The following is a 19,587-nucleotide window of genomic DNA, read 5'->3' as shown; positions in this document are numbered from 1 at the left end:
TATGTGAACGCACCATAGGTCTTACAGTTGTATTATTGTAATGAGTTAATGAGTCCGTTCAACATTTTGGATATTTCTATAATCTTTTCATTTAATTTTAAATGCTCATTTTCATTTAAAAATTTGAGATTTTTTGAAATAATTAATTGTGTTTCTACTTCTGCACAACTGCCTCTTGATATTTTTAAAAATTGTACGTAATCAGGTTTGCTTCTCCTGGAGTTTCCCTCTGCAATATTGGAGGGTATAGAAACAGCAGCCCTTCTGATTTGTGATGGCAAGCCATAAATCTCATCCTTAGGAAAAACTTCTGTAGTTCTGTAGATTTCAGTAACAAAATCAATAGATCTCTGCCAGACTAAAAGTTCTTTAAAATTTGCCATACATAATAATTTTGTAAATATTTAAACATTCACTCACAATCAACTGCTACCGGCTACCTACCATCTACTACCTATTGTTCTATCTCGGTATTTCTATTCCTTCTAAAATCTGACGGATAATTTCATCTGCGGTAAGACCTTCCATTTCTCTTTCCGGAGATACGATGACTCTGTGTCTTAATACGGCGTAGCTTGCTTCTTTAATATCTTCAGGAGTCACAAAGTCTCTACCTCTTAAAGCGGCAAATGACTTTGATGCCGTAAGAAGTGCCAATGAAGCTCGTGGTGAAGCTCCAAGATATAAGAATTGGTTTTCTCTGGTATTGATGATAATTTTAGCAATATATTCCATCAGCTGGCTTTCAACAATAATTTCTTTTACCAGATGCTGGTAGTTTTTCAATTGTTCAGCTGTGATCACGCGGTTGATTCCTTCTGTTTTATCTTCTTTTTTGCTTTCGTGCTGATTTTTAATGATCGCAATTTCCTGCTCAAGATCAGGATATCCTACATTGATTTTGAATAAAAAACGGTCCAGCTGCGCTTCCGGAAGCCTGTACGTTCCTTCATGTTCAATAGGGTTTTGTGTAGCGATCACCAGGAAAGGTTCCTCAAGGGTATATCGTGTACCGTCCATCGTGATCTGCCTTTCTTCCATGACTTCAAATAATGCAGACTGCGTTTTTGCCGGCGATCTGTTGATTTCATCAATCAGGATGAAATTGGAGAAGATAGGTCCTTTTTTAAATTCAAATTCTGAGTTTTTCACATTGAAAACGGATGTTCCCAAAATATCGGAAGGCATAAGATCCGGTGTAAACTGAATTCTGCTGAAACCTACGTCAATGGTTTTGGCTAATAGTTTTGCAGTGATTGTTTTTGCCACTCCCGGAACACCTTCAATCAAAACATGTCCGTTTGAAAGCAAAGCTGCCAAAAGATGTTCAATCATTTTCTCCTGCCCTACGATCACTTTTCCGATCTCAGATTTTACTTTTTCCAAACTTGCACGAAGTTCAATCATATCAATTCTCGACTGAAACTGCTCTTCCTGCTTATTAAGATTAATAGAGCTTGGGGTTTCTATGTTGGGGTTATCCAGGTTTTCCATAATAAAATTTTTATTTATCATTCTAACAATGTATCTCTTTGAATGGTGACAGCATTGAGCAAATCTACATTGTTAGGTTATTTCTATTGTTATATTATTTAAGTATTTCACCAAGGACCTTATTGATCCTTGTAAGGTCTTCTTTCATTACGCTCGCGTAAGGATCCTGGGCTTTTTTGATAAGTACCATAGCTTCATTGATCATTTCCATGGTTTTCCCGGTTTTCAACTGTAATTTTTTCGCGAATTCTTCATCTAAATTCCGGGTGTCTATCAACAGATCCATTCTTACCTTGTTCAGGAAATATTGAGCTTTCTTGGCCATCATATCATGGAAATCGCCTTCCTGAAGATACAGATTTCCAATGCTTTTCACAAAATCCAGGGAAGTATTTCTCAATGGTTCTGTTACTGGGACTATCCTCTGTTTCCTTTTTGCATTAAAGAAGATAAAAAGAATAAGCCCTCCTAAAAATACCCACCATGCATATTTTAGAGCCGGATTTGACAATATAAATCTCATAAAAAAGCGTGATTCATAGCTTTTGTTTGAGACAAACCAAAGGGTTTCCCTATCCTGAAGATATGAAAATACGTCTTGAGCATATTTTACATTTCCGGGTTTCAGAAGATAATAATTCGTCAGGAAAAGAGGTTCGGTATGAGCATAAATATATCCTTTGCCAAACTTCACCTTAATAAAATTAGCCTGATCTGTATTCTTTTTCTCTACCGTTTTTCCCAGTACTTCCACTCCCGGTTTTATGAATGAGAATCCTCTGCCCGACGGGAATTTATCCAGCTTAATAAAATCATTCTGAAATTTTTTATCGGTAAGTTTCAGGACATTTTCTTCTTCAAAAGAAATTTCAGAATCGTAGTATCCAATACTGTCTGAAATTTCTTTAGGCATACGGGTTACCATCAGAAATGCGTCTGAACCTTCGGATATCTGAGTCAGAATTTTATGCCAGGACTCTCTGTCAAGATTATTTTCAATGACTACAATATTGTGAGCCTGTTTTTTGTGCTGGCTGTAATATTCGTAAGGAACCTGCTCAATCTTCTTCAGCTTATTTTTAAAAAGATTGTTGGCTTCTTTATTGAAAACAAACAACCCGAACGGAGATTTTTCGTTGATATCAAAATTCTTCCGCCAGTCTGTCGTTTCTTTTTTGTTAACTTCAAGCAATGCCAGAATAATCATCACAATGACGAAAATTACAGCATATGTTTTGAAAGTTTTATTCATGGTTATTATTGTTATGGTTTAAAGGCCTGATATTGATTTTTAAATTTCCGGTAGTTCTCTTCATCAATACTGAATTCTCCGTACCAGACATAATCAAAAATATAGGACAGATCAGAAAAGTCATTCTTCAGGTGGGCCGCTTTTAACTCTGCAGTATAATCTTTATTGGTTTTTTCCGGATTCCAGGTGATCAGTTTTTTATCACTCAGCTTTTTAAGAATAAACAGGAACTGATAACGGACTGCTGAACGGTAATCCCCTGCAAGTTCAAATTTCGCGATACTTTCAGGAAAATTAATTTCATGGATATTCTCATGAAGTTCCTGCACATTAAGATCCAGTTTTTTATTCTTTTTACCAAAAATAAAATTCCCGTCTTTTCCCATGATATATCTGATGATGAAATAAAGCAGAAATCCAACAAGAATAATAGCAAACAGCCTGATAAGAACAGTAGTAAGTTCTGCCGACTTCGTGAGTGCCGTATCTCCAAAGATCCCCTGTATAATCTGATTGATCTTACGCATCAGCTTTTGAAAGAAAGATTCTCTCGGCTTTGAAACGGAATAATCAAACTCATTTCCTTTGTATCTTGACGGAATATTCTCTTTAAATGTTTTCGGGTACACTTCATTTTCCGATACCGGATATTTCATCAGTACAGAATCTGCACGCAGCATATTTCTGTAATGCCCGGTTGTGTACAATGAATCTACCAGATCATCAGAAGCAGGAGGGTTATCCTGAGCATGAACCAGCCCGGGAGAAAAGAAAAGCAGTATGAAAAAAAGAGTTTTATTCATTGATTCCAATCGTGTCTATTTCTGCCAATTCAACTTTCTGGTGAAGATCTGTTCTGCTGTCATAATACATTAATCCCGCATTCACATACATAAGGTTGGAAAGAAAAAATGAAAGTAACATAGAAACTCCATAGAATACAAAAAAAATGATTCCGGCAGTTCCGGTAAAAGGATTCTGTTCAAAATTTCCGTCCGGTGTAGAGGTAAGCAGTGATCCGTAAAAAAACATCATCGGAATAAACGTAAAGATAGACGTTATAATGTACATGATAATAAACATCACAAATGCAGCTCCCCAATATTTCCAGAACGGTGATTTTTCACTTCCATTGGGATAAGAAAACTGAGAACGCAAAGCATAGCTCAAGCTTCCCCAGAACCCTCGGTCCGAATTAAAATAATCATACATCAGAAATGTAGTAAAATTAAATATCGTTGGATAAAGAAGCAGGATAAGGAAGAAACCGATAATGATAAGAACCAGGATATAAGAAAAACCTACTACAAATAAGATTGCCGGAGTAACGATAAAGATCATTCCCAGACATAGTTTTCCAATTCTTCCGGCATTGTTTTTAAAGTCGCCGAGAATTTCATCAGTCTTTATTTTTTCTGCTCCCTGTGCAATTCTTTTTAAATAAAAAACAGGATACAGATAATTGACAATCATCAGGACCATGAAAAGCAGGAAAGTCAGTAATCCTACTGTGATCAGCATTCCGGAATTTTCTGAAAAATACTGTTCAAAATAATAGGTTTCACCTCCAAGATTAGATCCGAATATCTGTGAAAACAGTTCCTTATATCCGAAAATAACAACAGTTACCATTAAGATCAAAAGCAAGCCGTTGATCAGAATATAGTTTTTAAAATAATTCTTCCCGTATAATTTGAAAAAATTGAAACTATCACTGATAAAAGTTCCGAAGTCTCTTTTTTTATAAAATTGTATCATTGATGTGTTTATTAGTTTTTTTGTAAACAACAGACGGATACACAAAATAGTAGTATCCAATAATTGCCAGTGAGCCAAAAATGATGATAAGGTTCAAAATTAAAGGCATCTTCAATGCATGTCTGGTGACATATCCTTCTATAATCCCTGCACAAATAGTGAAAGGAACCGTACTCAAAAATATTTTAAATGAATCTTTAAATCCTTTTTTAAATGAATTAAATCTTGAAAACGTTCTCGGAAATAAGATAGAAGCTCCCAGAATCAATCCGCACATTGCTTCCACAACCATGGCAAAAATTTCAAAGACTCCGTGAAGCCATATTCCCCTTGCACTGTCTTTCAATGCTCCATAATCATAGAAAAAATATTGAAAAGCTCCCAGCATCACACTGTTGGAGAGCAGTGCAAACAATGTTCCCACTCCTCCGGCAATACCGTAAATATACAACTTTGCTCCAACCTGAATATTATTAAAAATGATCCCGATTGTACTTCCCCAGGTGCTTCCGCTCTGATAAACGCCTACCGCATTATTATTTTTAATATTTTCGATCGTTTCATTCACATACTCTTCGCCCAGTATAATATTCACAAAGTTCTTATCATAAATGGCGGAAAGCACTCCTATTGATGTAAATAAAATGAAAAAGAGGAAGGCATACATCAGATATCTCCGATACTGATACATCAGCAGCGGAACTTCGGTTTTGAAAAAATAAACCAGCCTGTTCTCCTCTACCCTTTTTGTTTTATAAATCTTCTGAAAAATCTGGGCAGATAAATGGTTCAGATAAACGGTAGTATTGCTTTTGGGATAATAAGTCTGGGCAAAAGAAAGGTCATTGATCAGGTTTATATACAATGAAGACAGGTCATCAGGATTTTTTTTAATTTTCCCTTGAATAACCTGTTCGATTCCCAACCATTTTTCTTTATTTTGTTTAATGAAATAAACTTCTCTCATAATTATTAAGGCTAAAATAATAAAAAATATGTCTCAAATTGCGATAAATACCTCACAAAATGTAAATATTAATTTTACTGTTGCAGGTGTAGGAGAAAGGATGCTTGCCTTCATTATTGATCTTCTGATCAGGATTGCTTATGTAGTTGCTATCCTGTATCTGTTCTTCAATATTCTTGATTTGGGATATCTTCTGGATGGTCTTGACGGCTGGTCGATACGTGCGGTATATCTTGTCCTTACTTTTCCTGTTTACGTTTATCCTCTTGTATTGGAAAGTTTGATGGAAGGCCAGACTCCCGGTAAAAGACTCATGAAAATAAAAGTGGTGAAAATTGACGGCTACCAGGCCAGTTTCGCAGATTATATGATCCGGTGGGTTTTCAGAATTGTAGATATTTCATTTGCCGGAGTAGTAGGACTTATTTCTATGATTGTTTCTAAAAACAATCAGCGTTTGGGTGATATCGCTTCCGGAACAGCTGTTATTTCTTTAAAGAACAATATTAATATCTCCCATACCATTCTGGAGAATATCCATGAAAATTATATTCCCTCTTTCCCTCAGGTGATTGCTTTGAGTGATAATGATATGAGAATTATCAAAGACAATTATACCAAAGCATTGAAAGCAGATGACCGCCAGATCATCAGTAAACTATCCGAAAAAATCAAAAGCATTCTGAAACTGGAAATAGATCCCACTAAAATGACGGAGAGACAGTTCATTGGTGTAATTATCAAAGATTATAATTATTATACGGGGAAAGATAATTAGGTAGGTCAATGGTCAATTTTGCTTCGCAAGTGAATGGTCAACTTGAAAAATGTTGAGCCAGATTGACAGCAAGACTTATTGCTTATTGCTTATTGCTTATTGCTTATTGCTTATGCAAAGCTCGGTTCAATTTTTGTATCTATAAAATAAAGTCAAGAATCATGAAATTTGAAAACAATAAATCCGGGAACGGCGGAGTTATCACTTTAAATAACGAAATAAAAGAAGTCGGAAGGCTTACCTACACTATTTTCCCTGAAGATCATAAATTTATTATTTCTTTTGTATTGGTACATCCCGAATTTGAAGGCAGAGGAATGGGAAAATTTTTAGTCGAAGAAGCAATCAGATTTGCCAGAGAAAATAACTGGAAGGTATATCCGCACTGTTCGTATGCAAGGTCTGTGATGATGAAAATGAGTGATGTGGACGATATTTTTCTAAAGAATTAAAACCTCGTTTACCAGGATATCTTCAATATCATCCGGATAATCCACTTTCAGATGATGATCTGATGCTACCCATTCCATAATTTCCTGAAGATTTAATACCTTGGAATTGGGAATTCCCATTTTATCCAGAGCACATGCATTGCATTCCTGCTCATATTGATTGTGGATAGGAATCACAAATAGTTTCTTATCCATAAATAGTGCTTCTGCCGGGGTTTCAAAACCTGCATTGCACAAAATTCCGTCACAGCCTTCAAAATATTTCAGGTACTGGTTTTCATCAATGGGAAAGACTTCTACATTTTTTATTTTCACCTGTACTTTGCTGTATTTTGAAAAAACTTTCCACTCCACAGGAATTTTTCTTAAAACCTTGATGATATTCTCATCTGCAAAACTAGGCAGGTAAACAAGATAATATCCCTGTTTGTAAGGATTAAGGTTTCTGATCTTTCTCCTGATGACAGGTTTTTTGATCTGTGGATGGTAATTTTCAAAATGAAATCCTATTTTCCTTTCACTGGGAACGTAATATTTTAAAATCATTTCTCCCAGAAAATCTTTTTCCTTGGGTTTGGGTGTTTCAGGAAAACTCATGGAAGCCTGATGGCTGAGTTCTATCAACGGTAGCTTTTTAAGTTTGGAAGCCCAGCCTGTCAGAGGTTCATAATCATTAATAATTAAATCATACTGTGACAGTTCTAGTTCTCTGATTGTTTTAGCTGCTTCAAAGAATTTATTTTCGGTAAATGTTTTTCTGTAAGATAAGCCTCCTGTTTTATTATAAAGAAGGGAAATACCTCTGTATTGAAAGTTAATGTCAAAATCAGCCTTCAATTGCGATTGATGACCACTGATCAAGGTATCCACAGACGCATGCTTTTTGAGAAGAGGGATAATTTCCTGTGCCCTGGCAATATGCCCGTTTCCGGTACCCTGGAATGCATACAGAATCTTCATTTAGGAAAAATTAGTTACAATTTTTAAAAGATCAGAATTATCCATCTCCGGGATTTCTTCTGCTTCATCATCTTTCAGTAAATGTTTATGTTCATCATAATAAAAAATCTTCCATTGTTTATCATGATATTCCAAAGCAGAAAGATTTTCTATCCAGTCACCGGAATTCAGGTAAGTACAGGATCCTTTTTTATTAACAACCTCGCGGATCTGTGGCTGGTGAATATGCCCGCATACCACATAATCATATTGGTTATCAATGGCCAGCTCTGAAGCTGTCAATTCAAAATCCCCGATATATTTTACCGCTTTTTTCACATTGTTTTTGATCTTTTTGGAAAATGAGTATTTCTCTTTACCCATTTTTTCCAGGAACCAATTTACAACATTATTGATAATAATAAGGAGATCATAACCTTTTCCGCCGAGTTTGGCGATCCATTTGGAATGCTGGACGGATGCATCGAAAACATCCCCGTGAAAAATCCAGGTTTTTTTCTGATCGATATTCAGACAGATCTTGTTACAGACTTTAAGTTTTCCCAGTTCAAAATCTGTGAACTTACGGAACATTTCATCATGATTGCCTGTAATGTAATAGACATCTGTGTTTTTGGTAGCCAGTGAAAGAATCTTTCTGATTACCTTCAAATGAGGTTTAGGGAAGTAAGACTTTTTAAACTGCCAGATATCGATAATATCACCGTTTAAAACTAAAGTTTTAGGCTGGATAGAATTGAGATATCTTAGCAATTCTTTAGCCTTACATCCATAAGTTCCCAAATGAACATCCGATATAACAACTAATTCAACGTTTCTTTTCATAGTTTTGTACAAAGAAACTAATTGAAAATTAACTGTATATGAATGCTATATTATTTTTTATAGAGAGTTCATCTGCTCTTCTGTGATTTCCATGTTGTGGTAAACGTTTTGCACGTCATCATCTTCTTCGAAACGCTCAAGCATTTTCATATTCGCTTTGAACTGTTCTGCGTTCACTTCTTTCGTATTATTTGGAATTCTCTGAAGTTCTGCACTTTTTGCTTCAATTCCAAGCGCATCCAATTTGTGAGATAAAGAACCAAAATCTTCAAAAGCAGTGGTAATCATTACTTCTTCTTCATCTTTTTCTACATCTTCTGCTCCTCCGTCAATCATTTCCATTTCAAAATCATCCCAATCCATTTTGATCTGAGCCAAATCTATAGTGAAAATACCTTTTCTGTCGAAGATAAATGCCAATTCCCCGTTCTTACCAAGGTTACCATCAAACTTATTGAAGATAGCTCTTACATTGGCTACCGTTCTTGTAGTATTGTTTGTAGTACATTCTACAAAAAAAGCAACACCACCTTGTCCGTAACCTTCATAAGTGATCTCTTCATAGTTTTCTGCATCTGCACCGCTTGCCTTTTTAATTGCTCTTTCAACATTATCCTTAGGCATGTTAGCCCCTTTTGCGTTTTGGATACATCTTCTCAAGGCAGGATTAGATTCAGGATCTGTTCCTCCAGCTTTTACAGCCAGTGCGATATCTTTTCCTATTTTAGAGAATGTTTTGGCCATCTTGTCCCATCTGGCCATTTTAGAAGCTTTTCTATATTCAAATGCTCTTCCCATTTTAATTTTTAAATTTCCAACAAAATTACTCAAAAGTCAACAAAAAAAAAAATACCTCCAATCAAATTGGAGGTATTCATTATTTAGAAAAATTAATTATTTTTTCTTTTTAGCAGCAGCTTTTTTCTTAGCTGGAGCTTTTTTAGTAGCTTTTTTAGTAGCTTTTTTCGCTGGAGCTACAACATCAGATTTCTGATATTTGTTCCACTCACTGTCATCACCAATGTATCTAACAGTTACTTTTCTATCAGCTTGTCTTTCAGCATCAGAAGCAGATTCTGCAACTTTAGCATTTTGCTCACCAATACCAACTGATTTTAATGCGTTGATATCTACACCTCTTGCATCTAAAGCAGCAACTACAGAAGCAGCTCTTTCTTTAGATAATTTCAAGTTGTAAGCATCGCTTCCTTTTTTGTCAGTTTCACCAACTAATAGGAATCTACCTCCGTCTTTCTTAATGATTTCAGCAGCAGTATCTAAAGCTCCTTTAGATTCAGGCTTGATTGTAGCTTTGTTGAAATCGAAGTATACACTCTTAAGGTTTTTCTCAACATCAGTAGCTGTTACTTCTTTTGGTTTAGGACATCCGTTGTATTCTGGAAGACCTGGAACAGTAGGACAAGCATCATCTTTATCTAAGATACCGTCACCGTCTGTATCTGGCCAAGGACAACCGTTGTTTTCAGCAGGACCTGCTACTGTAGGACAAGCGTCATCTTTGTCGATTACACCATCACCGTCAGTATCTGGCCAAGGGCATCCGTTGTTTTCAACCGGACCAGCCACTTCTGGACATTGATCGTCTTTATCTGGAACTCCGTCACCGTCAGTATCAGGACATCCTTGGAATTCTGGTAAACCTGGAGTATCTGGACAAAGGTCATCTTTATCTAGGATACCATCCTTATCTCTGTCTCTGTTTCCGAATCTGAATAAGATGGAAGCAGAAGCTTGCCAGAAGTTAGCAACAGTAGATTTGTCACCTGGAGTTGATACATAATCTCCCTGAACACCAAGACCGAAGTTCTTAGTTACCCAGAAGTTAGCACCAGCACCTGTAGCTACAGTAAAGTGGTTAGCTTTACCGTTTTCGTTACCATCCTTACCATTTGTTACAGTTTCGATTGGGTTACCGTTATCATCAACAGATGTTCTAGGGAAAGTAAGAGCTGTATAGTCATGTCTTAAGTAGTTAGCACCAACTCTTAAATATGGATCAAACCAAGATTCTTCGTTCCATAAAAGACCTGCAGCGTGAGCCTGGAAACCAAGACCTGTCATTAGGAAAAATTCTTTCCCCATGTTGAATCTTTTGTTTTCAACATTTCCAACAGAAGTTTGCCAGTCAATTACTAAACCTTTACCAACGTTTCTAGCAACTGTTAACTTAGATAGTGGAGGTGTAATAGAAAAGTTGTTCACATTGAACATACTTTTTGTCAAATTGTTAGCAGAGAACGTATTACTGAAGTTACTTCTTGCTGCTACGTGGTTTTCAGCATGAGCACCAACTCCGATTAACCACGGATTGTTGGTAGTCTGTGCGAAAACAGTAGAGGCAACAGTAAGCGCCAATGCTGAAATTCCTAATTTTAGATTTTTCATAGAATTAAATGATTAAATAATTGATAATGCAAAATAAATATAATTTTTCTTTATATACAAAGTTTTTCAAATGATTTTTAACTTTTCTTTAATATTCTGTCGAGGTTCCGTTTATTTTCTCTATCTTTTATCGCCTCTCTTTTATCGAAAAGTTTTTTCCCTCTACCAAGCGCTATGAGCACCTTTGCTTTCCCTCTATCAGTGATATATAATTTTAAAGGTATTATGGTGTTCCCGGCATCCTTTAACTTTTTTTCAAGTTTTTGTAATTCTTTTTTGTGCAAGAGCAATTTCCGTTCCCTTTTTGTTTTGTGGTTGTAAAAAGTTCCCAATTTGTACTCATCAATCATCATGTTGATGATGTACAATTCCCCATCAATAAACTGACAGAACGATTCTGTGATAGATGCTTTGGATGAACGTAAAGATTTTATTTCGGTACCCGTTAAAACCATTCCGGCTTCATATTCTTCAAGAATTTCATATTCAAAACGGGCTCTTTTGTTTACTATGTTAACTGTTTTCTCAATCTTCATCATTTTAAAATTTCGTTAATGAAATATATAAAAAATACCGTACATTTAAAAACTTGACTATTATATTATTACAAAATACCCAAATTCTTTTCGTATTTTTGCGCCAAATTTACAAAACTATATGTTAACAGTATCTAACTTATCTTTACAATTCGGGAAAAGAGTTCTTTTTGACGAGGTAAATATTATGTTTACCAAAGGAAACTGCTACGGAATCATCGGAGCAAACGGTGCGGGAAAGTCTACATTCCTGAAAATACTAACAGGAAAGCAGGATCCTACAACAGGACATGTATCTCTGGAGCCAGGGAAAAGAATGTCAGTTTTGGAACAGGATCACTTTGCTTATGATCAGTTTACAGTTCTTGAAGCTGTTTTAAGAGGTAATAAGAAATTATTTGAGATAAAAGAGGAAATGGATGCGTTATACGCAAAAGAAGATTTCTCTGACGAAGACGGTATTAAAGCCGGTGAACTAGGTGTAATTTATGACGAAATGGGTGGCTGGACTGCAGAATCTGATGCTCAGACTATGCTCTCTAACGTAGGTATTTCTGATGATATGCACTGGCAGCTGATGAGTGAACTTGAGAACAAAGACAAAGTAAAAGTTCTTTTGGCTCAGGCCCTTTTCGGAAACCCTGATGTATTGATTCTGGATGAGCCTACCAATGACCTTGATATCGACACGATCTCATGGCTGGAAGACTTCCTTGCAGATTATGAAAACACGGTAATCGTTGTATCTCACGACCGTCACTTCCTTGATACTGTTTGTACGCACATCGGTGACCTTGATTATTCTAAACTTAACCTTTATACAGGTAACTACTCTTTCTGGTACCAGGCTTCTCAATTGGCAACAAGACAAAGAGCTCAGGCCAACAAGAAAGCTGAAGAGAAGAAAAAAGAACTTCAGGACTTTATTGCACGATTCAGTTCCAACGTTGCTAAAGCAAAACAGGCTACTGCAAGAAAGAAAATGATCGACAAATTAAATATTGACGATATCAAGCCTTCTTCAAGAAGATATCCTGCTATTATTTTCGAAATGGAAAGAGAAGCCGGAGATCAGATTTTAGATGTAAAAGGTCTTGAAAAAACCAAAGACGGGGAATTATTATTCTCTAATGTTGATCTGAACCTTAAGAAAGGAGATAAAGTAGCAGTACTTTCTAAAAACTCTTTAGCTATCACAGAATTCTTCGAAATTCTTGCTGGAAATGTAGAAGCAGACAAAGGAACTGTTGCATGGGGAGTAACAACCAACCAGTCTCACATGCCTTTGGATAACACCAACTTCTTCCAGGAAGACCTAAGCCTGGTTGACTGGTTGAGACAGTTTACAAAAAATGACGAAGAGCGCCACGAAGAATTCGTAAGAGGATTCTTAGGAAGAATGCTATTCTCAGGAGATGAAGCTTTGAAATCTTGTAAAGTACTTTCAGGAGGTGAAAAAATGAGATGTATGTTCAGTAGAATGATGCTTCAAAAAGCAAATGTTCTTTTATTGGATGAACCTACCAACCACTTAGACCTTGAAAGTATCACAACCTTGAACAACTCTTTATCCAACTTCAAAGGAAATCTTTTACTGGCATCTCATGACCACGAAATGCTTTCAACAGTCTGTAACAGAATCATCGAATTGACTCCTTCCGGAATTATCGACAGAGAAATGACTTACGACGAGTATCTTGCGGATAAAAAAGTAAAAGAATTAAGAGAGAAAATGTATTCTTAATCTGAACAACATTAAAATCTATATAAAAACACCTCAAAGCAGTGCTTTGAGGTGTTTTCGTTTAAACAATAAATAATATTTATTTCGTCAATTTTGCAGCAGGTAAAGTAACCGTTCCCGGATCTTTCCATAAGCCTTCTTTCTCTGCTTTCTTTTTGATAGATTCAGCTCTCTTGTTGCTATCGGGGTGAGAATTGAACATTTTTTCAAAATTAGTCTGTGTACTTCCCTGTGAAAGTAAGGCTAACTTTTTAAAAGCTGTATATGCTCCTACCACATCATACTTATTGGCTTTCATGAAATCATATGAATAAGTATCTGCTTCAGATTCCTGCTTTTTGCTGTGCGAAGCATCTAAAAATGCATTTGCCATCTTCCCTACCTGACTATCATTTAGCGCAGCTACATCTGACGAAGCTGAGGAAGCGGCATCTAATGCAGCTGCCTTCAGATAAGCTGATTTCATAGCATCTTTGGTATCCTGATTCTTTACGTGCCCGATCTCATGTCCGATTACGGCAAGCAGTTCATTATCAGTCATAATATCCATTAAAGAAGAGAACACACGTACACTCCCGTCTGCACAGGCAAACGCGTTGATATCTTTTACTTTATAAACTTTATAATTAAGGTTCAGACCATCCTGAGATTTGTGTTTTCCAAACAGCCTGTTCAGTCTCACAGTGTAAGGATCCTTCGGTCCTGCTACAGGATTATTTTTATCCATCCATTCTACTGATTCTTTGGATAATTTAATAGCATCTTCGTTGGTAAATGTTAAGGCTTTTGCACCATTTGAAACCATTCCGGCTGCTTTGCCAAGATTAATTTTCTGTGCGTTGATCGAACATGCTGTTCCCAGTAACAGGAAGCATAGAGTAATTTTTTTCATAGTCATTTAAAAATTTGGAGCACGAAGATAGTCTTTTTTTAACAATTATTAAGTCAAAACTTCGTTTCAGTTCTTCCCTGAATGCTATTTTTTTTCCTTATTTTTGTGAAATGAGTCAAAAATGGATTTACAAGCCTGAACCCGATGAGGAAGTTGTGGACAGACTAAGTTCGTCACTTGGTTTTGGTACTTTTGAATCTAAAATCCTCGTTCTTAGGGGAATTGACAATTATCAAAAGGCCAGAGAATTCTTCAAACCGAACCTTAACGATATCCACAACCCTTTTTTAATGGCAGATATGCAAAAAGCTGTAGAGCGTATTGCTACCGCCATTGAAAACGGTGAAAAAATATTGGTATATGGTGACTATGATGTGGACGGAACCACAGCGGTTGCTTTAATGTACCTGTATCTCAGCAAAATTGTTGAGAAAAAATATTTAGATTATTATATCCCGGACAGAAATTCTGAAGGATATGGAATTTCCACGGAAGGAATTGATTTCGCCAAAGAAAATGGTTTCTCATTAATCATTGCTCTAGACTGTGGAATCAAGGCACTTGATATGATCAACTATGCCAGCAATCTGGGTATAGATTTTATTATCTGCGATCATCACCTTCCGGGTGAAGAGATTCCAAACGCTGCAGCGGTGCTTGATCCTAAAAGAAGTGACTGCCGATATCCTTTCAAAGAACTTTCCGGATGCGGTGTTGGCTTTAAGCTTTGCCAGGGACTGAATACGATTTATAAATTACCGGAGGCAGAATTATTTGAACTTACAGATCTTCTCGCCATTTCCATTGCAGCAGATATTGTTTCGATGACGGGAGAAAACAGGGTCTTGGCTAAAATGGGATTAAAAACCCTGAGGAAAACCAGAAATCTTGGTTTAAGGTTATTGATTCCTGAGGACAAACTTTCTCATTTCGAAATTTCCAATATCGTTTTTGAAATAGCTCCCAAAATTAATGCTGCCGGAAGAATTTCTCATGGTAAAGCAGCTGTAGAGCTTATGGTTTCCGACAATCTGAAACATGCCAACCAGATTGTGAATGATATCATGAACCTCAACGATGAAAGGCGTGAACTGGATATGAATTCCACTCTTTCCGCTCTGAATCAGATTATAGAATCCCAGCAGGAAACCAAGCATACTACTATCGTTTATCACCCGGAATGGAATAAAGGAGTGATTGGTATTGTAGCCTCAAGACTTATCGAAACGTATTATAAACCTACACTTGTATTTACCGATGGTAATAACGGAGAAATGGTAGCTTCTGCAAGGTCTGTTTCTGATTTCGATGTACATGAAGCTCTTGATATGTGCTCTGAATATTTCCTTAAATTCGGAGGCCATCATGCTGCTGCCGGACTTTCGATGGAAAAAGATAAGTTTGATGCCTTCAAGGAAAAATTTGAAAGAATTGTTTCTGAAAAAATCCAGGAGCACCAAAAGGAACCTTCTATTACGATTGATACGGAAATAAGAATTGACGAAATCAACAGAGAGTTTATCAATTTCCACAGAAAACTGGCGCCATTCGGGCCTCATAATATGAAGCCTATTTTTACATTAACCAATCAGAAGCTTTCCGGATATGTAAAAACCATGGGAAAAGATAATAATCACCTGAAGTTTTATATCAAGCAGGAATCTACGGGACGAAATATTGAATGTGTCGGATTCAAACTGGGACAGTTTGTTGACGATTTTAAAAATAAAAACTTTGATCTTGCTTTTACCCTGGAAGAGAATCACTGGAAAGGCAATGTCACTCATTATCTTAATATCAAGGATGTAAAATTCAGGGATTAATTACTATTACCTATAATCTTCTACCTGCCACCTGAACAAATGAAAAAAATCGGTTTATTTTTCGGATCATTTAATCCTATTCATATCGGGCATCTTATTCTGGCCAATTATATTCTGGAAAATTCTGATATGGATGAGCTTTGGTTTGTGGTAAGCCCGCAAAACCCATTTAAGGACAAAAAGTCTTTACTGAATGACCATAACAGACTTGATATGGTACAACTGGCAGTAAAGAATTACCCCAATATGAGAGCTTCCAATGTGGAGTTTTCTCTTCCGAAACCAAGTTATACTATTGATACCTTAACGTATCTGCATGAGAAATACCCTGATTATTCTTTCAGTCTGATCATGGGAGAGGATAATCTAAAGAGCCTTCACAAATGGAAAAATGCTGATATCCTGATCAAAAATCATCATATTATTGTTTACCCAAGAGTATTTGAAGGCGAGAAAAAAGATCCTGAATATTTACAGCATGAAAATATCTCTCTGGTAAAAGCACCCATAATAGAGCTTTCAGCTACGGAAATCCGTAATATGATAAAGGATGGTAAAAATGTAAGACCTATGCTGCCACCAGAAGTTTTTGAATATTTGGATGGTAGTAGTTTTTATAAGTAATTTTGTAAATCAGAAATGAGAGGCTAAAACCAAGCCTGGAGAAAGACTCTTACCTTTTAACCCTCACCACAATCTTAAGAAATGAACTTCATCGAAAAAATATTCTCAAAATATTCTCAGGAAAAAATCATCAGATGGTTTAAGCAGATTTGTCTTGCGGAGGCCATTTCATGTCTTTTGTTGTATGGTGTTGCGATGATCTGGATACGATACGATGAAAATTTATATTCTATCATCTTCATCAGTGTTATTGGTAGTTTACATGGTTTATTTTTTACCCTTTACCTTTTACTCTGCCTTCCTGCCAGAAAAATTTATAATTGGGATGATGAAGATTTTGTTTTTGCCTTATTATCTGCATTCTTCCCCTTTGCAACGGTTTGGGTAGATAAAAAGCTGGCCCGATTCGACAGAGAATAAACAATATTATAAAAGGACCTTTTCGGTCCTTTTTTATTTTATGGATATTACAGCCCGTTTCGCAGATACCTTTGTGTGAAACATAATTCCTGGACCATGGGGATAAATTCCAGGTATTAATTATCCATTTTTTAAAAAAATCCTTCATAATTTCTTTCATCGATGTAACATTTAGCATCATTTATTTGTCTTATTATACAGAAAGGTTAAGCAATCAATATTTTAAACTAAATTTTTACCAACTGACAATCAATCAATTGCGATGATTCAAAAATATTTTTAAGTACTTTGTATTGCATAATACTAAATTTATTATATATCTTTGTAATGTTGAATAACAAACCATACAAGCTATTAATTAAAAAAGAATAATCATGAAGACTCAAATTCTTATTGCAGCACTATTTTTCGGTGGACTTATCACTGCCCAGCAGAAAAAAGACAGTTTGAAAGTCAATGCTATTGATGCAGTGACTCTCAAGAAGCAGGTTTTCAAAAAGCAAGGTGACCGTTTGGTATACGATGTAGCTTCTTCATCTATTGCTAAAGGGACCAACACCTTTACTCTTTTGAAACAAACACCGATGATTTCCAGCATTGACGGAAAGACGCTGAAGATTTTGGGAAAAAATGATGCAATCATTTACATCAACAACAAAAAAACCAATATGGATTCTGAGGCGTTGATTGAAATGCTGAAGTCTACTCCCTCTGAGGATATCCAGAAAATAGAAGTGATTACAGTTCCAGGAAGTGAATTCCAGGTTGAATCCAAAGAAGGGGTGATCAATATTGTGATGAAAAAAAGCAAAAACAACGGCTACAACGGAACGCTGAAAATGCAGAACGAGCAGGCTTATTACAATAACCCTAATGCAGGAGCTTCTTTTAATTTCAGACAAGGTAAATGGTCTGGTAATTCCAATTTCAGAACGGGAAGCTGGACAGACAGACAAAGATATACGCTGTCCAACGGTGATCCTACTTTCAAAAATGAATCCTTTGGCTTCAATGATGATCCTAACAAAAATTTTGGTGGAGGCTTCAATGTTGATTATGAAATCAATAAAAAACACAGTCTTGGATTTTCCTACAACATGAGATACAATAAAAGTTTCAATTCTGTACTGGATATTACCAACTGGCAAAACGGAGTCTTAAACAACAGAACAGTGAATAACGAGGATGCACAGACCAGAAATCATTCTTTCAATTTAAATTATGAGATGAAAACAGATTCTCTGGGAAGTAAACTTACATCAAACGTTTCTTATCTGTGGTTCAACAGAGATAAAGTAAGCTTCAATGAGAGTTTTCCTCTAACGAATGATACAATCAATAAATATTCTGCATTGCATCAGGCGGTACCCCAAATTATCAACAACTATGCAGCCAATATTGATTATCTGAAAAAGACAGCAAAAGGCGCAACATGGTTAATGGGGATCAGCTACAATCACACCAATACAGATAACGATACCAAACAGGATAAACTAATAAAGGGGGAATTTATCATCGATCCCAACCAAACTAATCACTTCATTTATAAAGAAAATATTCTTGGAATTTACCTGAACTATGAAAGAAAACTGACTGAGAAAATATCCGGAAAGATTGGTGCCCGCTACGAAATGACCAGAAGCACCGGGGATATTGTAGATAAAACAGGTTTTGAAAGAAATTACAACAACCTTCTGCCTTATCTGAATTTAAACTACGCCATCAATACCGATCATAATCTGAGCTATACTTTCTCCAGCAGAATCAGAAGACCCAGATTCTGGGAACTGAATCCTTCAAGAACCTACTTTACTCCAACCAATTATACGCAGAACAATCCATTTATACTGGCTTCCAAATATTATAATCAGGAGTTAAATTATATGTACAAAAATGCATTCTATGCCAATCTTAGTTTTAATATGGTGGAAGATGCTGCAGCTTCAGACCTGATTCCATTGCAGGGAACGGTTACAGCTCCTAAAAAAGATGCTGACGGGAAAATCATCAAGGATATCAAAGGAAATCCAATTATGGAAACTACCAGATTTCTGAGATACATCAGAACCAATTATGGTAAAAACAGGGAAATTGCTCTGACTCTAGGAATGAACAAGTCCTGGTTCAAAGACATCTGGACAACCAATTATTCTGTCAATCTGGGATATGTTACCTACAAAGGCGGAGTATTTGAAGATCCTACTTCCATGCAGGTTCCGGGAGAAACTGAAGTAGTGGATCCTTATATCATTGATGTTAAAAACTATAATATGTCTGCAACCATCAATAATGTAATCAGACTGTCTTCTAAAAAAGACTGGTTTCTGGGAGTGAATTACTTCTTTGCCAGCCAGACTGCCATGGAAGGAGGTATGATCCGAGCAAGACAAAGTTTCGATTTCAGTCTGAAAAAAATTGCAGGAGACTGGACTATTGTAGCGGAAGTGAGTGACTTATTCAATCAAAGTTTCTACAGCATTAGAGGCGTACAGCCCGATGGGAAATTTAACAATATCACCAACTTCAATTATCCAAGGTTGATGAGCCTAGGGGTTACTTATAATTTCGGAAATCAGAAACTGAAAAAGGCAAGGGAAATGAAATCGGCTAATGATGCAGTAAAATCAAGAACCTAATCTATAACCACTTATTTCAC

The 19,587-nt window shown here is 36.2% G+C and carries 19 protein-coding genes; 7 read left to right on the top strand and 12 right to left on the bottom strand.

Translation table 11 applies throughout. The annotated features are described in order from the left end of the window. Positions 1-32 precede the first annotated feature (32 nt). The 6 genes from DEU40_RS03825 to DEU40_RS03800 all read right to left on the bottom strand — a co-directional run bounded on the left by DEU40_RS03825 (position 33) and on the right by DEU40_RS03800 (position 5,471). A complete protein-coding gene (locus DEU40_RS03825) occupies positions 33-383 on the bottom strand; it encodes a four helix bundle protein (protein WP_110008590.1) in 351 nt (116 codons plus the stop codon). Positions 384-462: 79 nt separating this feature from the next. After that, positions 463-1,494, bottom strand: coding sequence for an AAA family ATPase (locus DEU40_RS03820; protein WP_110008625.1), 1,032 nt, complete (start codon positions 1,492-1,494; stop codon positions 463-465). 94 nt (positions 1,495-1,588) lie between these two features. Beyond that, positions 1,589-2,746, bottom strand: coding sequence for a hypothetical protein (locus DEU40_RS03815; RefSeq protein ID WP_110008589.1), 1,158 nt, complete (start codon positions 2,744-2,746; stop codon positions 1,589-1,591). 11 nt (positions 2,747-2,757) lie between these two features. Continuing rightward, positions 2,758-3,549, bottom strand: a complete 792-nt coding sequence (locus DEU40_RS03810; protein WP_110008588.1) for a DUF4129 domain-containing protein — start codon at positions 3,547-3,549, stop codon at positions 2,758-2,760. Continuing rightward, complete coding sequence (locus tag DEU40_RS03805) at positions 3,542-4,504, bottom strand: DUF4013 domain-containing protein (protein WP_110008587.1); 963 nt, start codon at positions 4,502-4,504, stop codon at positions 3,542-3,544. Before DEU40_RS03805 ends, DEU40_RS03810 begins: the two co-directional genes overlap by 8 nt. Beyond that, on the bottom strand, positions 4,488-5,471 hold the full coding sequence (locus DEU40_RS03800) for a stage II sporulation protein M (protein WP_110008586.1): 984 nt from the start codon (positions 5,469-5,471) through the stop codon (positions 4,488-4,490). Before DEU40_RS03800 ends, DEU40_RS03805 begins: the two co-directional genes overlap by 17 nt. A 28-nt stretch (positions 5,472-5,499) precedes the next feature. Here DEU40_RS03800 and DEU40_RS03795 point away from each other — a divergent pair, with 28 nt between their 5' ends. Together DEU40_RS03795 and DEU40_RS03790 are read left to right on the top strand one after the other, a co-directional pair. Further along, positions 5,500-6,249, top strand: coding sequence for an RDD family protein (locus DEU40_RS03795; protein ID WP_110008585.1), 750 nt, complete (start codon positions 5,500-5,502; stop codon positions 6,247-6,249). Between the two features lie 161 nt (positions 6,250-6,410). Continuing rightward, entirely contained in the window at positions 6,411-6,701 is a 291-nt protein-coding gene (locus tag DEU40_RS03790; RefSeq protein ID WP_110008584.1) for a GNAT family N-acetyltransferase, read from the top strand. Here the strand turns inward: DEU40_RS03790 and DEU40_RS03785 are convergent. The 5 genes from DEU40_RS03785 to smpB all read right to left on the bottom strand — a co-directional run bounded on the left by DEU40_RS03785 (position 6,690) and on the right by smpB (position 11,428). Then, positions 6,690-7,661 (bottom strand): glycosyltransferase family protein, encoded by a 972-nt coding sequence (locus tag DEU40_RS03785; protein ID WP_110008583.1) that lies wholly within the window; start codon positions 7,659-7,661, stop codon positions 6,690-6,692. The two genes, DEU40_RS03790 and DEU40_RS03785, sit on opposite strands and share 12 nt — an antisense overlap. Beyond that, positions 7,662-8,486: a UDP-2,3-diacylglucosamine diphosphatase gene (locus DEU40_RS03780; RefSeq protein WP_110008582.1), complete on the bottom strand. Its 825-nt coding sequence runs from the start codon at positions 8,484-8,486 to the stop codon at positions 7,662-7,664. Positions 8,487-8,543: 57 nt separating this feature from the next. Continuing rightward, positions 8,544-9,284: a YebC/PmpR family DNA-binding transcriptional regulator gene (locus tag DEU40_RS03775; protein WP_110008581.1), complete on the bottom strand. Its 741-nt coding sequence runs from the start codon at positions 9,282-9,284 to the stop codon at positions 8,544-8,546. Between the two features lie 96 nt (positions 9,285-9,380). After that, positions 9,381-10,892 (bottom strand): OmpA family protein, encoded by a 1,512-nt coding sequence (locus DEU40_RS03770; RefSeq protein WP_110008580.1) that lies wholly within the window; start codon positions 10,890-10,892, stop codon positions 9,381-9,383. 77 nt (positions 10,893-10,969) lie between these two features. Further along, complete coding sequence (gene smpB / locus DEU40_RS03765) at positions 10,970-11,428, bottom strand: SsrA-binding protein SmpB (protein WP_110008624.1); 459 nt, start codon at positions 11,426-11,428, stop codon at positions 10,970-10,972. Positions 11,429-11,549: 121 nt separating this feature from the next. Between smpB and DEU40_RS03760 the strand changes: the two genes are divergently transcribed. Next, complete coding sequence (locus DEU40_RS03760) at positions 11,550-13,172, top strand: ABC-F family ATP-binding cassette domain-containing protein (RefSeq protein WP_110008579.1); 1,623 nt, start codon at positions 11,550-11,552, stop codon at positions 13,170-13,172. A 79-nt stretch (positions 13,173-13,251) separates the two neighbouring features. Here DEU40_RS03760 and DEU40_RS03755 read toward each other — a convergent pair whose 3' ends face one another. Then, complete coding sequence (locus tag DEU40_RS03755; protein WP_110008623.1) at positions 13,252-14,064, bottom strand: M48 family metallopeptidase; 813 nt, start codon at positions 14,062-14,064, stop codon at positions 13,252-13,254. 110 nt (positions 14,065-14,174) lie between these two features. On the opposite strand from DEU40_RS03755, the gene recJ reads away from it, so the two are divergent. The 4 genes from recJ to DEU40_RS03735 all read left to right on the top strand — a co-directional run bounded on the left by recJ (position 14,175) and on the right by DEU40_RS03735 (position 19,567). Further along, positions 14,175-15,887, top strand: a complete 1,713-nt coding sequence (gene recJ, locus DEU40_RS03750) for a single-stranded-DNA-specific exonuclease RecJ (RefSeq protein WP_110008578.1) — start codon at positions 14,175-14,177, stop codon at positions 15,885-15,887. Between the two features lie 39 nt (positions 15,888-15,926). Next, a complete protein-coding gene (gene nadD / locus DEU40_RS03745) occupies positions 15,927-16,511 on the top strand; it encodes a nicotinate (nicotinamide) nucleotide adenylyltransferase (RefSeq protein ID WP_110008577.1) in 585 nt (194 codons plus the stop codon). An 81-nt stretch (positions 16,512-16,592) separates the two neighbouring features. Further along, a complete protein-coding gene (locus tag DEU40_RS03740; RefSeq protein ID WP_110008576.1) occupies positions 16,593-16,931 on the top strand; it encodes a DUF3817 domain-containing protein in 339 nt (112 codons plus the stop codon). Between the two features lie 374 nt (positions 16,932-17,305). Further along, positions 17,306-19,567, top strand: a complete 2,262-nt coding sequence (locus DEU40_RS03735) for an outer membrane beta-barrel family protein (protein WP_110008575.1) — start codon at positions 17,306-17,308, stop codon at positions 19,565-19,567. The last annotated feature ends 20 nt before the right edge of the window (positions 19,568-19,587 follow it).

The sequence above is a fragment of the Chryseobacterium sp. AG844 genome (assembly GCF_003182335.1).
Taxonomy (GTDB): Bacteria; Bacteroidota; Bacteroidia; order Flavobacteriales; family Weeksellaceae; genus Chryseobacterium; species Chryseobacterium cupriresistens.
Note: the sequence above shows the minus strand (reverse complement) of the source record. Positions and strands in the feature narration are given on the sequence as shown.

Excerpts from the sequence above, each read along its gene's own strand:
- DEU40_RS03825 (WP_110008590.1), bottom strand. The coding sequence starts at position 383 with ATGGCAAATTTTAAAGAACTTTTAGTCTGGCAGAGATCTATTGATTTT.
- DEU40_RS03820 (WP_110008625.1), bottom strand. The coding sequence starts at position 1,494 with ATGGAAAACCTGGATAACCCCAACATAGAAACCCCAAGCTCTATTAAT.
- DEU40_RS03815 (WP_110008589.1), bottom strand. The coding sequence starts at position 2,746 with ATGAATAAAACTTTCAAAACATATGCTGTAATTTTCGTCATTGTGATG.
- DEU40_RS03810 (WP_110008588.1), bottom strand. The coding sequence starts at position 3,549 with ATGAATAAAACTCTTTTTTTCATACTGCTTTTCTTTTCTCCCGGGCTG.
- DEU40_RS03805 (WP_110008587.1), bottom strand. The coding sequence starts at position 4,504 with ATGATACAATTTTATAAAAAAAGAGACTTCGGAACTTTTATCAGTGAT.
- DEU40_RS03800 (WP_110008586.1), bottom strand. The coding sequence starts at position 5,471 with ATGAGAGAAGTTTATTTCATTAAACAAAATAAAGAAAAATGGTTGGGA.
- DEU40_RS03795 (WP_110008585.1), top strand. The coding sequence starts at position 5,500 with ATGTCTCAAATTGCGATAAATACCTCACAAAATGTAAATATTAATTTT.
- DEU40_RS03790 (WP_110008584.1), top strand. The coding sequence starts at position 6,411 with ATGAAATTTGAAAACAATAAATCCGGGAACGGCGGAGTTATCACTTTA.
- DEU40_RS03785 (WP_110008583.1), bottom strand. The coding sequence starts at position 7,661 with ATGAAGATTCTGTATGCATTCCAGGGTACCGGAAACGGGCATATTGCC.
- DEU40_RS03780 (WP_110008582.1), bottom strand. The coding sequence starts at position 8,486 with ATGAAAAGAAACGTTGAATTAGTTGTTATATCGGATGTTCATTTGGGA.
- DEU40_RS03775 (WP_110008581.1), bottom strand. The coding sequence starts at position 9,284 with ATGGGAAGAGCATTTGAATATAGAAAAGCTTCTAAAATGGCCAGATGG.
- DEU40_RS03770 (WP_110008580.1), bottom strand. The coding sequence starts at position 10,892 with ATGAAAAATCTAAAATTAGGAATTTCAGCATTGGCGCTTACTGTTGCC.
- smpB (WP_110008624.1), bottom strand. The coding sequence starts at position 11,428 with ATGAAGATTGAGAAAACAGTTAACATAGTAAACAAAAGAGCCCGTTTT.
- DEU40_RS03760 (WP_110008579.1), top strand. The coding sequence starts at position 11,550 with ATGTTAACAGTATCTAACTTATCTTTACAATTCGGGAAAAGAGTTCTT.
- DEU40_RS03755 (WP_110008623.1), bottom strand. The coding sequence starts at position 14,064 with ATGAAAAAAATTACTCTATGCTTCCTGTTACTGGGAACAGCATGTTCG.
- recJ (WP_110008578.1), top strand. The coding sequence starts at position 14,175 with ATGAGTCAAAAATGGATTTACAAGCCTGAACCCGATGAGGAAGTTGTG.
- nadD (WP_110008577.1), top strand. The coding sequence starts at position 15,927 with ATGAAAAAAATCGGTTTATTTTTCGGATCATTTAATCCTATTCATATC.
- DEU40_RS03740 (WP_110008576.1), top strand. The coding sequence starts at position 16,593 with ATGAACTTCATCGAAAAAATATTCTCAAAATATTCTCAGGAAAAAATC.
- DEU40_RS03735 (WP_110008575.1), top strand. The coding sequence starts at position 17,306 with ATGAAGACTCAAATTCTTATTGCAGCACTATTTTTCGGTGGACTTATC.